General features: G+C 68.9%; 10 protein-coding genes. 7 read left to right on the plus strand and 3 right to left on the minus strand.

All coding sequences use genetic code 11. The features are described 5' to 3' along the window. Positions 1-593 precede the first annotated feature (593 nt). The gene (locus tag WME79_RS24710; RefSeq protein WP_437539602.1) at positions 594-2903 is read left to right on the plus strand and encodes a DUF3160 domain-containing protein; all 2310 of its coding nucleotides are present in this window, start codon (positions 594-596) and stop codon (positions 2901-2903) included. Positions 2904-2920: 17 nt separating this feature from the next. Here WME79_RS24710 and WME79_RS24715 read toward each other — a convergent pair whose 3' ends face one another. The 3 genes from WME79_RS24715 to WME79_RS24725 all read right to left on the minus strand — a co-directional run bounded on the left by WME79_RS24715 (position 2921) and on the right by WME79_RS24725 (position 6932). Further along, positions 2921-4549 carry a glycoside hydrolase family 30 protein gene (locus tag WME79_RS24715; protein WP_437539604.1) on the minus strand — a complete coding sequence of 543 codons (1629 nt, stop codon included), beginning with the start codon at positions 4547-4549 and terminating at the stop codon, positions 2921-2923. Between the two features lie 388 nt (positions 4550-4937). After that, entirely contained in the window at positions 4938-5591 is a 654-nt protein-coding gene (locus tag WME79_RS24720) for a Vgb family protein (RefSeq protein ID WP_437539606.1), read from the minus strand. A gap of 27 nt (positions 5592-5618) precedes the next feature. After that, complete coding sequence (locus WME79_RS24725) at positions 5619-6932, minus strand: helix-turn-helix domain-containing protein (RefSeq protein ID WP_437539608.1); 1314 nt, start codon at positions 6930-6932, stop codon at positions 5619-5621. Between the two features lie 99 nt (positions 6933-7031). Between WME79_RS24725 and WME79_RS24730 the strand changes: the two genes are divergently transcribed. From WME79_RS24730 to WME79_RS24755, 6 genes are all read left to right on the plus strand, one after another. Then, entirely contained in the window at positions 7032-7184 is a 153-nt protein-coding gene (locus tag WME79_RS24730) for a hypothetical protein (RefSeq protein ID WP_437331036.1), read from the plus strand. Next, positions 7181-7963, plus strand: coding sequence for a DUF899 domain-containing protein (locus WME79_RS24735; protein ID WP_437539610.1), 783 nt, complete (start codon positions 7181-7183; stop codon positions 7961-7963). The genes WME79_RS24730 and WME79_RS24735 overlap by 4 nt, the downstream gene beginning before the upstream one ends. 117 nt (positions 7964-8080) lie before the next feature. Beyond that, positions 8081-8395 carry a hypothetical protein gene (locus tag WME79_RS24740; protein WP_437539612.1) on the plus strand — a complete coding sequence of 105 codons (315 nt, stop codon included), beginning with the start codon at positions 8081-8083 and terminating at the stop codon, positions 8393-8395. A gap of 379 nt (positions 8396-8774) precedes the next feature. Then, positions 8775-9221, plus strand: coding sequence for a hypothetical protein (locus tag WME79_RS24745; protein WP_437539614.1), 447 nt, complete (start codon positions 8775-8777; stop codon positions 9219-9221). 1337 nt (positions 9222-10558) lie between these two features. Then, positions 10559-10849, plus strand: a complete 291-nt coding sequence (locus WME79_RS24750; RefSeq protein WP_437539616.1) for a hypothetical protein — start codon at positions 10559-10561, stop codon at positions 10847-10849. 239 nt (positions 10850-11088) lie between these two features. Continuing rightward, on the plus strand, positions 11089-13665 hold the full coding sequence (locus WME79_RS24755) for a glycogen/starch/alpha-glucan phosphorylase (RefSeq protein WP_437539618.1): 2577 nt from the start codon (positions 11089-11091) through the stop codon (positions 13663-13665). The last annotated feature ends 189 nt before the right edge of the window (positions 13666-13854 follow it).

Raw genomic sequence — 13854 nt, forward strand, 5'->3', positions numbered from 1 at the left:
AGACGACCCATCCAGAGCCGAGCAGAACGGTGCCCGTCGAGCGGACTGTGAACGAGCACATAGTCGATTTCAACTCCAATCGGCCCGCCCATGGCCCTCCTCGATCCCGATCGATGACGACGCCAGCGGATCTTCTCCAGAGCTGCATAAGAGAAGCGGGTGCCGTGCCCGGCGTCATGGCCGATGCGGCCAGGCTCGCTGGAAAATCGTATCCAGCGGACTCGCGGGCCCTGCGCGACAGCGCGCAGGAGCATCGTAAATCTGTTGCTCGGGCATATCGACAGCGGTCACGCCTCTTGCCCGGCTCGCAGGCAACAGGGGTCGAATCGCCGAGGAGAGATGGAGAGATGGATCCCGCGCGAGCACGGGCAGTCGCGCGCTCGCGGGCGTGACGCGTTGCAGATGGCGACGACGCGTACTCGACGTGGGTACATCTCATCTCCGGTAGGGCCAGAGCGGGATTGTGGTATCCTGTCGCAGAAGGACGGCCTCGCTCCCCTCGCCCGCTGCACCTTCTTCGTCTTTGCTCTCGGCGGGGCCGCCGTGCCCCGGGCGCAGGGACTTACCCTGGAAGCGGAAACACGATGCGCCACATGCTTCTTCGCTGTCACGTCATCCCTGTCCTCATAGCCCTCGCCGCCGGCTGCTCGGGCGGGGGGAGCCAGCCCAACCCCGGCGCCGACGGCAGCCATCTCCCACCAGATCAGCCGTCCGATTCTCCGCCTGATCAGGCGCCCGATCCGCCGCGCGATCAGCTCCCCGATCAGCCGCTCGGGCCCGAGCAGCAGGAGGAGTTCGGCGCGCTGCTGGCCGAGCGGGAGGCCTCGGCGAACATGACGGCCGAGGACTTCGCCGCCAAGTACCCCGTCCCCTTCGCGTCGGGTCTGTCCTACGCGCCGGCGGAGGCCGAGGGCCTCTCGCTCCTCCAGGACACCGCGCTCGCCCTCGACGAGGACGAGCTCGCGAAGCTCTCCAAGAACGGCTTCGTCATCTCGAACAAGAAGTCCTTCCCGACGTTCGTCTACGGCTACGAGAGCATCTACGCGCTCGACCTGCCGCTCTATGTGTCCGCGGACTCGATCCTGTACGCGGTCCACCGCTCGTATGACTCGATCCTGAAGACCCTCGAGTACGCCTCGTTCGCGCCCGATCTCGGGGCGATGCTGAAGGAGATGCGCGCGCGGCTCGCCGAGGGCGCCGGTGGAGAGTTCGGCGCCGAGGCGCGCGCGGACGCGGACCTCTTCACGGCCGTCGCGCTCGCGCTGCTCGAGGGCGCGCCGGTCGCCCCCGTCGCGGGCGCCAGCGCCGCGACGATCGACGAGCTCGTCGCGAGCGCCGAGGCGCACCAGGGCATGGCCGGGGTGCGCCTCTTCGGCTCCGACCGGCTCATGGACTTCTCGCAGTTCGAGCCTCGCGGCCATTACGTCGACAGCTTGCTTCCGGAGCTCGCGCGCTACTTCCGGAGCATGATGTGGCTCGGCCGCGTCGACTTCCGCTTCCTCGAGACCCAGGGCGACGGCTCGCAGCTCCTCCAGCGGCGCCAGATCGAGGGCGCCTACGTGCTGCGCGCCCTCACCGGCGCGGAGACCCTCGCCCGCTACAAGCGCATCGACGACGCGATCCAGGCCTTCGTCGGCGAGAGCGACTACATGACCCTGCCGGAGCTCGACGACCTGCTCGCCGATCTCGGCCTCAGCGACGCCTCGGGCCTCGCCGGCGTCTCGGACGAGCGGCTCACCGAGGTCATCGTGAAGGAGCGCCACGGCACGCAGCGGATCTCGAGCCACATCATGATCAACGGGCTCGACAAGGGCACGCTGCCCCTCTCGTCGAGCTTCGCGCTGCTCGGCCAGCGGTACGTGGTCGACTCCCACGTCTTCTCGAACGTGGTCTTCGACCGGGTGAAGGGCGGCACGGTCAAGCGCATGATGCCGAGCACGCTCGACGTGGGCTTCGCCGCGCTCGGCAACGATCAAGCGGGCCAGATGCTCGCCCCCGAGCTCAAGCAGTTCCCCTACGCGCCCGACCTGCACATGATGCGCGTGCTCGTCGACGCGCACCCCGGGGACTTCTGGGGGAAGAACCTCTACAACCGCTGGCTCGGCGCGCTGCGGGAGCTGTCACCGGCGCAGGCGCTTGGCGACGGTGAGAAGCTGCCCGGCGTGGCCAAGACCGAGGCATGGGGCCGGCGCCTGCTGAACACCCAGCTCGCCTCCTGGGCCGAGCTCCGCCACGACACCCTGCTCTATGCCAAGCAGTCGTACACGGGCGGGTCCCAGTGCGAGTTCCCGGACGCCTACGTCGACCCGTACCCGGCGTTCTTCGCGCGCATCGCCGAGATGGCCGAGCACGGCGCCGAGATCGTCAGCACGCTCGAGCTCTCGAACCCGCCGTCGTTCGAGCCGCAGCTCGAGCAGCATCTGTCGGGGTACTTCTCGCAGCTCCGCGACGTCGCGCGCACGCTCGGCGAGATGGCCGCGAATGAGCGCGCCGGTCTGCCCCTCACGCCGGAACACCTCGATTTCATCAACCAGGCCGTCAAGGTCCAGCGGGGTTGCGGCAGTCCGTTTGGCGCCACGGGGTGGTACGCGCAGCTCTTCTACGATGCGCTCAAGAGCGTGACGCAGGATCCGACGATCGCCGACGTGCACACCCAGCCGACGGACGAGGGCGGCACGCCGGTCGGTCGCGTGCTGCACGTGGGCACCGGCCTGCCGCGGCTCATGGTCGTGACGGCCGATCCGTGCGGCGGCGCCTCACGCGCGTTCGTGGGGCTCGCCTCGTCGTATTTCGAGAAGATCACCGGGGACTTCGAGCGCATGACCGACCAGGAGTGGGCCGGCGAGCTCAAGAACGCGACGCCCGACGATGTGTCCTGGATGAAGGATCTCGTCTCCCGCTGATTCCGCCCCTGCGGGCCTCACTTCCAGTTGACGGTGGCCCACCCTCTGCCAGGCAGCTCGAACTGGAGCTTCTTGCCGCCCACCGCGACGATCGCCTTCTTCGCCGCCCCCGAGTTGTACAGGACCGTGACGATGGCGCCGTCAGGGTTCTTGAAGGCGAGCGCATCACCGCCTTTCGTCGCGACGACCTTGGCCCCCGGGTCGACATACTGGGAGAGGTGCCGGAAGACGTAATACGCCGGCGTGGGGTTCAGCTTCTTCGCAGAGACGTCCACCGTCAGGAGGGCGTTCTGCGCCCATGGCCGCACGGTGTCGAGGCTCCTGCCCACCGTATCCAGCACCATGTTCCAGGCAGAGTAGGCGTTCACCCCCTTCTTGATCCAGTCCCTGAGGAGGCCCCAGCTCTCCACGGCATACGCATGGTCATTCGGCGCCTTGCTCTGGTTGGTCCCGCTCTGCCAGGGGTAATTGCCGCACTTGTGCTCCGTCTGCCATATGGCAAGGCTCTTGTCCAAGCCCAGACCGCTGAAGGTGTCCAGCATTCCCCACTGAAAGCCGTAGCCCTTGACGTACGACTTCGCCGCCGCGTTGCTGATGACGGTCTTGACGATGTTGCCGTCCGTCTGGGAGTTCGACATCGTGCCGATGAAGATCGCGGCGTCGACGCCCCGCTCCTCGAACGTCGGCCCCAGATGGCTCCCGATGAACTTGGCCATCAACGCTCCCGTCCAGAGACAGGACGGATAGTCCTGAGGGAAGCCTGGCTCGTTCTGCGGGTGGATCGCCTCGATCGTGATGCCTTCCTTGCCGTACGCTTCCACGAACTTGGCGAGGTAGACGGCATACGCGTCGAGGTTCGCGGCGTTGTCCTTCATGTTCCCGCGATCGTACGCGTTGTTGTCCTTCATCCACGGTGGAGGCGTCCAGGGGCTGCCCCAGAAGTGGATGTCAGGATTGACGGCCATCGCTGCCTTGATGTACGGGATCAGCTTCTCCTTGTCCCGCGCGATGGAGAAGCTCTCCATCGACGTATCGTTGGCCTTGTCGTTGAGCGTGTAGCGGCTCGTGGCGTAGTCGCTCGCCCCGATCGGGATCCTCCCATAGATGAATTTCGCTCCGTCCACCGCGTCGAACAGGAGCTTGATCGCTCGTTCCTTGTCGTCGGCGCTGAGCACGGAGAGCGCCTCCCAGCCCTTCTCATTGAAGGTCCCACCAAAGCCGGCCCAGGTCTGTGCCGTGGAGCTGTCGTCGACGGTCACATCGGCGTTCCCGTCGGCCACCTCGGTCACCTCCCCCTGCTGCCAGTAGGCCTCTTGACTGGAGGTGACGAGCACAGGCTCTTGAACCGGCGGCTCACCGCCCGTGGAGGACGAGCCGCCTGCCCCGCCCTCTGGATTGCCGCCGGCATTCGACGAGCCGCCCGTGCCCGCGCCGCCTGAGCCCGAAACCGAACCCGTGCTCGATCCAGAACCCGAGCCCAGCCCGCCCGACCCCGTAGCGTCCGCGCCCGCTGCCGTGGTCCCGCTCGCACCTGGATCCGTGCTGCCCCCGGTGCCATCTCGCGGAGTCGAGCCGGATTCCGAGCCGCAAGCAGCGACAAGGAGCGCGAGCCCAAGGGTGATGGTGGATTCTCGTACAAGCTTCATTGCCACGATCCTTTGTCGTCCTATCCGCAGATTCGCGCGCGCCGCGCAGTCAGCACGCCGTGGTTCAGCATGCCCAGGTGGACACGATCCGCCGGGAAATCCGATTCCAGCTGCCTGACGACAGTCCCGGCGTGATGAGTCAGAGCTCGGCGACTCGCGGCGCCCGGTGTCGCCGCATTCTCGAACCGCCTCTCCTGGAGGGCATCGTATCGACGCAGAAATCTGCGCGCGCCTTACGCGCCTTCACATTCCCGAAGGGTTCGGTTCTGATCATCGCCGCGCGCAGCGATCCAGCCGTTTCCTGTCGGCTCGGCGCGGTGCCACTCATGCTGTAAGTTTGTCTCGAAACCCTGCCCCGCTGCGCCCGGCAGGTCGAACCCAGGGTGAATCAGACGGCCTTTCGCGGCTTCTTCACCGCGCGGAGCCTGCCTGTCGCCGGGTCGCCGCACCACAGGCGGCCGCTCGCGTCCGCCTCGACGCCGGAGAGGCGCACGCTCTCCGGCAGCGCGAGCCGGTCCAGGACCTCGCCGCTCTGGGAATCGACGCGGCGGAGCTCCGACGGTGCGCCCTCTTCCTCGCACATCACGCCGTGCCAGAGATCGCCGTCGGTCCACGTGACACCGGTGACGAGCCGATCCGAGACGAGCGTGCGGAGGACGGCCCCGCGCTCGGGATCGATCTTGAGGATCTTCCGCTCGCGGTAGATGCCCGCATAGAGCGCGCCGTCCGCCCACGCGAGCCCGCTCACGGGCGTCGCGTCGAAGCCCGGCACCTCGCCGACCGCGGCCCCGCTCGTGGGATCGATCTTCCGGATCCTACCGCCCCCGACGACCCACAGGTGGTGCCCGTCGAACGCCACCCCGGCGCTGGCGGGCGCCTTCAGGCGACGCAGCACGCGGCCGCTCTCGGGCTCGGCGGACAGGAGGTCTCCGCGATCTCCGTGCGCGAACCACACCGCCTGTCCGTCGAACGTGACCCCATGAATCGACTCCACCCCTTCGAACGTGCGCTCCGCGATGATCTCGGCCTGCCGGGCTTTCATGGTCCACTCCTCCCTCGCCCCGCGCACTCAACCAGGGAGCGCGAGCCCGAGGAGCAACATCTGTGACGCGATCGACAGCGCCGCTCTGGGCCTCGCGTAGCGCCGCGAGGGGCCGCTGCCGGTGACCTCGACCGCGCGCGCGAGCGAGAGCTCCGCGAGCGCGCGCTGCACCGTGCGCGCGCTCTTGCCGAGCGCGGCGCCGATGGCCGCGGCGCTCCACGCGGCGCCGTCCGAGAGGAGCGCGCGGATGGCGCCCGCGTCGCCCGGATCGAGCGGCGTGAGGAGGACCACCTCCACGCCCGCGCCGAGCTCCCAGCGGTACGCGTTCCCGAGCGCTCGCACGACCCCGACGCCGTTGATCGCGGCGCGCAGGCGCCCCACCTCGACGCGCAGCCGCCGCCGGTGGGACTCGTTGACGGCGCGAACGCCGAACGCCGCGCGCGCGAGGTCGTCGCTCGCGATCGCCGCCGGGTGGGCGCGCGCGAGCGCCTCGAGCAGGGCGAACAGGACCGGCCGGCGCGCGAGGTCGGCCCGCACCTCGCCGCCGTCGAGGACGCGGCGGCGGAGCGCGTCCACGACGACCCGCCCCGCGGGCGCGGCGACCAGGGCCTCGACGTCGGCGAGGCGCACGGGCTCGTCGCGGCCGCCCTGGATGAGGCGCGCCACGGGCTCGTCGTGCGCGCGGAGGAAGCGCTCGGCCTCGGCGATGAGCAGCGGATGTCCGCTCGCCCGCGCCCACTCCGCGGCCTCCTCGGCGGCGCGCCGCGCCGAGGACGCGCGCACGAGCCGCGCGTGGACCTCGGCGCGCACGAGCGCCAGCGCGGCCCTGGTGAACACCGGCGCGTCGCTCGTGACCGTGGCCTCGGCGGCCGCGAGCGCCCGCTCCGCCTCGGCGACGCGGCCTTCGAGGAGCGCGGCCCGCGCCGCGCCCAGGCGAGCCCACGCCGCGTTCGTGAGATCGCCGGCGCGCTCGAGGGCGTCACCCGCCTCGACGAGCCCCTGCCACGCCTCGCCGATCTCCCGCTGCGCGAGCGCGATCTCCGCGAGGGCGGCGCTCGCGCGCGCCCGGGCGCGCTCGGCGCCCACCGCCGCGAACGCCCGCGTGGCGCGGCCGAGCGCCGCCTTCGCCTCCGGATAGGCGCCCATCTGCGCGAGCGCGATCCCGCGGAGCGCGAGCGCATGTGGACCTCCGAAGGGGCCGACCACCTTCAGCGCGTCGAGCGCGTCGCCCGCCGCGAGCGAGCGGGCCGCCAGCGCGCCGAGCTCGGCGGGGACCTCGGCCATCGCATCCATCGCGGCAGCGTCGCACGCCCGGCGGCGCGCGCCAACGGATCGCGACATCGATGTTGCTGTCGCGGCCGCAGGCGCCGTGGTCATTTCCACGGGTCAACGGCTGGCGAGGCGAGGCGCCGCGCCAGCCGCCCACAGGAGGAGATCCCCATGTGCCCTGCGTGCCTCGCGTCCATCGGATGGGTCCTCGCCCAGGCGGCCTCCGCCGGCGCCGTGACCGCGATCGCCGTCAAGAAGCTCCGGAACCGGAACCAGAGCAGGAGCGCCGCCGGCGCCCCCGCATCGAAGGGAGAGCGCCGATGAGCCGCGCCAACGTCGTTTCGAGGGAAGAGTGGCTGGCGGCGCGCCTCGCGCTGCTGGAGCGAGAGAAAGAGCACGACCGGCGGCGCGACGCGCTGAGCGCCGCGCGCCGCGAGCTGCCGTGGGTGAGGGTCGACAAGGCCTATGTGTTCGACGCCCCTTCAGGCAAGCTGACGCTGCGCGAGCTCTTCGGCGAGCGCCGGCAGCTCCTCGTCTACCATTTCATGTTCGCGCCGAGCTGGGAGGAGGGCTGCAAGAGCTGCTCGTATGTGGCCGACAACATCCAGGGTGGCCACGTCCACCTGGCCGCCCGCGACACCGCGTATTGCGCCGTCTCCCGCGCGCCGCTCGCCAAGCTCGAGGCGTTCAAGGCGCGAATGGGCTGGACATTCCCGTGGGTCTCAGCGGGTGAGACGGACTTCAACTATGACTATCACGTCTCGTTCCGTGAGGAGGAGCGCGCTCGAGGCGATATGGAGTACAACTTCAAGAAGGCGAGCTCCCCCTTCCCCGAGGCCCCTGGGCTGAGCGTCTTCGCCCGCGAAGGCGACGAGGTCTTCCACACCTACTCGACCTACGCGCGCGGGCTCGACGTCCTGATCGGCACCTACAACTACCTGGATCTCACGCCCCTGGGCCGGGACGAGGCAGCGCTCCCTTACACGATGGCGTGGGTCCGCCATCACGACAGGTACCCCACGACGTCAGGCGCCTCGCGAAGCGAAGCGGCTGGGGAGGCCGCCTCGTGCGGGCGCGCCGCTTCGGTGCGCGGGCCCGGGTGACCCGGACTCCTCACGGATTCCGCGCAGATCACGAGCGCCGACCGCAGCGCGTGGGGCCCGCCCTCCGGTTTGTTGGCCGATCCGGCCGCCTCGACGGACACTGGCGAGACGGTCGCGATGAAGAAGTGGAGCTTCCTGGCCCTGGGGCGCAGCTACGAGATCACGGATTATGGCCCCAGGTTCGGGATCGAGGTCACACGGGACGGCTACACCGTGTGGACCGGCTACCGTGACGGAGCGCGGCTCGTGACCAACACAAGCACCCTGCCGGCGCGCGAGCTCGTGGCGCTCCGCGAGGAGCTCGTCCGGCGGGCGAGCTCCTGGAGCGCCGCCCCGGGGACGGGCGCGGGTCTGCGCGCGCGCCGGCCGCAGCGCGCGGTCGAGCAGCTCGATCTGCTCGGGGCGCCGCTGCTCGGCGGCTGCCAGCGCTGAGGCGACGCGAGCGCGTCCGGCGTCACTGCCGGAGCGGGTGGAGACATGTCTCCGGGCGGGTCGGCGCGCCCTCCCGCGCCGCCTGCTCGTGCGCGTGGAAGCCGCGGAGACGCGCCTCGGTCAGCGGATGTTGACGCCCTTCTGGCACGAGATCGAGCGCTCGCGACGCTAGCGGGAGCCAATCGGGGTGGCGGACTTGGCTGCGCAGAGGGCGTCTGCTCCGAAGCTCTCGGGCATCCGCCCGACATCCGTTTCACGCCGGCCGTGAGGCCTCGCACGGGGCAACCAATTGATGTATGCCAATCTGCGAATCGACGTATGGCCGCAGTGCGTTTCCAGATCCAGCCACACGTTTTCGAACCGACCGAGGAGGGCAGTGATGTCTAAGACAGGAACAAAATCCGCCGAAGAGATTCTCGGCCTAGAGTTCGACTGGCTAGCAAGCGATGCTGATGGGTTCGTTGCCCTGTTCAGTACCGCGGGCGGTGGCTACGCCCCGGATGAGTTCCTACGGGACACGGATGCGCACAATGCGGCGATCGATGTTGTCCTTGCATCCCCCGCTTCGACCGTCGCGCGGTTCGCGCCAGAGCTACCCCCGGGGTTGAAGAACACGTGGCGGATGGCGGCGGAGCGCGGGCTCTTCGCCTTCGACTCAGACCTCCATGGCGGGCCGTACCGCATGGTCGCCGCGCCAGCCGATCCCATTCGGATTGTCGATCTGCCCACGCTCGTGATTGACATTGTTGCACGCCTCAAGCTCCGCCAGGTGCGATTCGCAGGTCAATCGGCCATCCCGCCGGGACTCCTTCAGGGGAGAGAGTAGTCCGAAAGCTATCGGCGTCGATCTCATCCATCACGACGATCGCGCAGGCGCGTCCCCGCCCGTCGCACGCCGGGCTCTGCCTGCGCGTGGATGCAGCGACCTTCACGTGACGTGGTAATCGGTCGTCTCTCACCGGAGTGCGGCGATGCATTCCAGTGAGCTCTGCCAGCAGGCAGGCCGGTGGTCGACGACGCCTGGACGCGCGCGCGAGGATGGCGTACTGCTCGCCGCCGCTCGCGTATAGGTGTCATGGGCTGGCGGAGTACGTGCCGACGGCGCTCACCGGAGCGTAGGCACGCATTCCGGTGAGCGCCGCCCGATTCTCACGAAATGCGACGTGGAGCGTCGCGCCCCAGGGGCATCGTCGACACTGACCGCAGATCTTGCGCTGATTCGCAGCGCGGTGCGCTCCACGAGGGGGTACGACGATCGAACCGAACGTCCTCGCCTGTCGGAGGATAAGCCGGCCCGCGTTCAGCGGGCTCGCTCCTGAATTCTCGCACAGGAATAGATCGTAGAATGAGTCGCTTACTCGCGTGCCACAAACACGACTCCATGTGCCTCCGGGTCGAACATCTCAGGCCATCGAGTCTTCGCGTCGCCGATCGCCCCGCGCAGCCTCGCGGCCTCGAGCTGACAAGACCATCGCCGGGGTGCATGCCATGACGGGGGGGACGACGCATCGTCTCAGTAGCCCAGAGGAAACCAGATACCCGGAATCGCGGGATTCGACATATTGGGCCGAACATGCCCTCGATCCAAGGTCGACACATCGACGTCCGACACGGCCCTTCGTACTTGTGGAACTGGAGCACCCCCAAAAACACGCTGTTGAATCAAAACCATAGCCTCCTCAATGGAGGACGCCGTCACCCCGCAACCGACCCTGACACCAGGCGGCAGATCCGCAGGATTATCAACAACAAACTCGAACCAGAATCGACGAAACATGGCTATAGCGCTCCTGGAACAAAGTAGGGTACAGCTCCGGGCTCGAAGCGAATCGCCGGCCCGATGTATGGATTGTGGATTCCCGGGATGAGTCCCGTTCCTGGATCTAGCGATGGCAGGCCTCCTTCGAGCCCCCTGTAATAGGGATGGCTTGAAGGTGGCACAAGGAAGTCGATATCACTGCGAGTTCCTGGCCCCTTTCCGATGGGTAGACTACTTCCGACGCCTCGCCTCGCCCCCATTGCTGCGGATCCTACGACTTCGAGGGGACGCCCGGCCTTATCGACGACGCCCTGGATTTGACGGATCTCGGCTGCCGTGAGATCACCTAGAGCACGTCCGGCCCCGCCTGCTCCGCTTACGGCTTCCGGCATCGCGGCTCCCCCTTGCCCCCCGGACAGGGCGGTTCCGAGGACCTTCGCCACTCCGATGCCTCCTCAGACGGCGCGACGACCTCGCTGGTCGGCGCCATCATCCGGACCGTCGTGAACCGGCGTTACGACCACTTGCGAGAAGCCGGCGTCGCCGTGTTCGGGTTGCGCCAGCTCGACGCCCACGTGCCGCCGATCGGCACCCGCACCCCGTCGCTCTCGGCCGCGCAGCCGACCGCGAAGGCGAAGCCGGTCAGCGCCGCGCGCGCCCCGGTCGCGCCGCCGGGGATCACCGCCGATCCATGACCCGCACGGGGCCGCGCCCCAGCTCCGCCCGCTCGTCGTCGGCCGTGCCGCTCGCCCTCCTCACGGCCTCACGGCTCCCGCTGGCAACCGTCTCGTAACGCCCCCGATCGCCAGGCCGGATTCCGCTCCTGCTACACCGGCGACCGGGGACCATCGGCAACCCCCGCCCACACGGAACCTCATCCGAGCACGTCGCGCAGCCAACCAGGTCGGGCCGGATCCGTCTAAAGTGGCCGGCCATGGCCAACCCGATCGACGCCGACCCCAACCGTCAGAGAGAAACCTCCGCCCAGAGAGACGGCAACGCCCAGCAGCGCGACACCCCCGCCGCATTTTTCCGCGGCAACCCGGCGCCGGACGCCCGCACCGGCATGAACCCGATCGCGCTGCGCCGCGCCTTCGCCGATCACCTGCACTACTCGCGCGCCCGGGAGTCGATGTCCGCCACGCCGTTCGATCGGTACGTCGCCCTCGCCCTCTCGGCGCGCGACCGCCTCGTCGACCGGTGGACGAAGACGCAGCACACCTACTACGAGCAGGACGTCAAGCGCGGCTACTACCTCTCCGCAGAGTTCCTCCTCGGCCGTGCGCTCGTCGCCAACCTGCAGGCGCTCGACATCTACGACAGCTTCAAAACCGTGCTTGGCGAGCTCGGCCTCGACCTGGATGAGCTCGTCGAGCAAGAGCCCGACGCCGGGCTCGGCAACGGCGGCCTCGGGCGGCTCGCCGCCTGCTTCCTCGACTCCATGGCCACGATCGGCCTGCCCACCTACGGGTACGGCATCCGGTACGAGTTCGGCATCTTCGAGCAGGTCATCCGCGACGGCTACCAGGTCGAGCGCGCCGACGAGTGGCTCCGCTTCGGCAACCCCTGGGAGATCGAGCGCCCCGAGCACGCCGTCCCCGTCTCGTTCGGCGGCTACACCGAGCGCGTCCCCGACAAGCGCGGCGGCTTCCGCGTGGTCTGGCGCCACTCCGAGCAGGTCATCGGTGTCCCGTTCGACACGCCCATCGCGGGCTACCAGTCGAACACCGTCAACACCCTCCGCCTCTGGTCGGCCCGCGCGGGCGAGGAGTTCGACTTCGAGCTCTTCAACGCCGGCGACTACGTGCACGCCGTCCACGAGAAGAACCAGTCGGAGGTCATCTCCAAGGTCCTCTACCCGAACGACAACTTCGACAAGGGCAAGGAGCTGCGCCTCCGGCAGGAGTACTTCTTCGTCGCCTGCTCCATCGCCGACATCGTGAACCGCTACAACCGCGTCCACCCGGACTTCTCGCGCTTCGCCGAGAAGAACGCGATCCAGCTGAACGACACCCACCCCGCCATCGCGATCGCCGAGCTGATGCGCGTCCTCATCGACGATCACCTGCTCGCCTGGGAGGACGCGTGGAAGCAGACGGTCGGGGCCTTCGGCTACACGAACCACACCCTGCTGCCGGAGGCGCTCGAGCGCTGGCCCGTCGCGCTCTTCGAGCGGCTCCTGCCGCGGCACCTCGAGATCATCTACGAGATCAACCGGCGGTTCTTGCGTGAGGTCATGGACGCCCACCCGCAGGACCAGGACCGCGTGGCGAGGATGTCGCTCATCGAGGAAGGCCACGAGCGCCACGTGCGCATGGCCCACCTCGCGGTCGTCGGCTCGCACTCGGTGAACGGGGTGGCCAAGCTCCACTCCGAGCTCGTCAAGCGCGACCTGCTCCGCGACTTCTACGACCTCTGGCCCGAGCGGTTCAACAACAAGACGAACGGCGTCACGTTCAGGCGGTGGCTGCTCGCCTGTAACCCCGCGCTCGCCGCGCTCGTCACCGAGAAGGTCGGCCCGAAGTGGGTGACGGAGTTCGAGCGGCTGCGCGAGCTCGAGCGCCACCTCGAGGATCCGGAGTTCATCGAGCGGATCGCCGCGGTGAAGCGCGCGAACAAGGTGGCGCTCGCGAAGGTCATCGGGCAGGAGCTCGACATCAACGTCGACCCCTCCTCGATCTTCGACGTCCAGATCAAGCGCCTCCACGAGTACAAGCGCCAGCTGCTCAACGCGCTCCACATCGTCGCGCTCTACCTGCGCCAGAAGCGCGGCGAGCCGGTGGTGCCGCGGACCTTCATCTTCGGCGCCAAGGCGGCGCCCGGCTACCGGCAGGCGAAGCTCATCATCAAGTTCATCCACGCCGTCGCCTACGTCGTGAACGGGGACCGGCGCCACAGCGGGCTCCGTGTCGCGTTCATGCCGAACTACCGCGTCTCGCTGGCCGAGCGCATCATCCCCGCCGCCGACGTCTCCGAGCAGATCTCGACCGCGGGCATGGAGGCGTCTGGGACCGGGAACATGAAGCTCGCGCTGAACGGCGCGCTCACCGTCGGCACGCTCGACGGCGCGAACATCGAGATCCGCGACGCGGTGGGCCCGGAGAACTTCTTCCTGTTCGGCCTGACCGCCGACGAGGTCATCGCCCGCCGCAGCGAGCACTTCGAGGGGCGCTCCGCGGTCGCGGCCGACCCGGAGCTGCGCGAGGTGATCGAGCTCATCTCGTCGGGCTTCTTCTCCCCGGAGTACCGCGAGCTCTTCCAGCCCCTGCTCGACCGGCTCCTCGGCCGGGACGAATACATGATGCTGGCCGACTTCAAGGCCTACTCCGCCTGTCAGCGCGAGGTCGAGGCGGCCTACGCCGACCGGCAGAGCTGGCTGCGCAAGTCCGCGCTCAACATCGCGCGCGTGGGCGAGTTCTCCTCGGACCGCACGGTGCGCGAGTACGCGCGCGATATCTGGGGCCTCACGCCCGTCGAGATCGACCTCGGCGCGGCCATGTCGCTCGTGTGACGACTCCGGCGCGCCCTCCGCCGCGGGCCGCTCGCGCGCTCGCGGCGGGGCGGCGGCGCCCCGCCAGCCGGACAACGCCGGCACCTGCGAACGAACCCAGCAGCTCCCTCCGCCCGGTTCCATGAGCCGGGCGCCACGGCGGACGGAAAATCCCGGCCCGCGCGTGGCGAAAGGCGCCGCGGCGGAGCA

This window comes from Sorangium sp. So ce726, from assembly GCF_051521405.1.
Taxonomy (GTDB): domain Bacteria; phylum Myxococcota_A; class Polyangia; order Polyangiales; family Polyangiaceae; genus Sorangium.

Coding starts and splice junctions, on each gene's coding strand:
- WME79_RS24710 (WP_437539602.1), top strand. CDS start 594: ATGCTTCTTCGCTGTCACGTCATCCCTGTCCTCATAGCCCTCGCCGCC.
- WME79_RS24715 (WP_437539604.1), bottom strand. CDS start 4,549: ATGAAGCTTGTACGAGAATCCACCATCACCCTTGGGCTCGCGCTCCTT.
- WME79_RS24720 (WP_437539606.1), bottom strand. CDS start 5,591: ATGAAAGCCCGGCAGGCCGAGATCATCGCGGAGCGCACGTTCGAAGGG.
- WME79_RS24725 (WP_437539608.1), bottom strand. CDS start 6,932: ATGTCGCGATCCGTTGGCGCGCGCCGCCGGGCGTGCGACGCTGCCGCG.
- WME79_RS24730 (WP_437331036.1), top strand. CDS start 7,032: ATGTGCCCTGCGTGCCTCGCGTCCATCGGATGGGTCCTCGCCCAGGCG.
- WME79_RS24735 (WP_437539610.1), top strand. CDS start 7,181: ATGAGCCGCGCCAACGTCGTTTCGAGGGAAGAGTGGCTGGCGGCGCGC.
- WME79_RS24740 (WP_437539612.1), top strand. CDS start 8,081: ATGAAGAAGTGGAGCTTCCTGGCCCTGGGGCGCAGCTACGAGATCACG.
- WME79_RS24745 (WP_437539614.1), top strand. CDS start 8,775: ATGTCTAAGACAGGAACAAAATCCGCCGAAGAGATTCTCGGCCTAGAG.
- WME79_RS24755 (WP_437539618.1), top strand. CDS start 11,089: ATGGCCAACCCGATCGACGCCGACCCCAACCGTCAGAGAGAAACCTCC.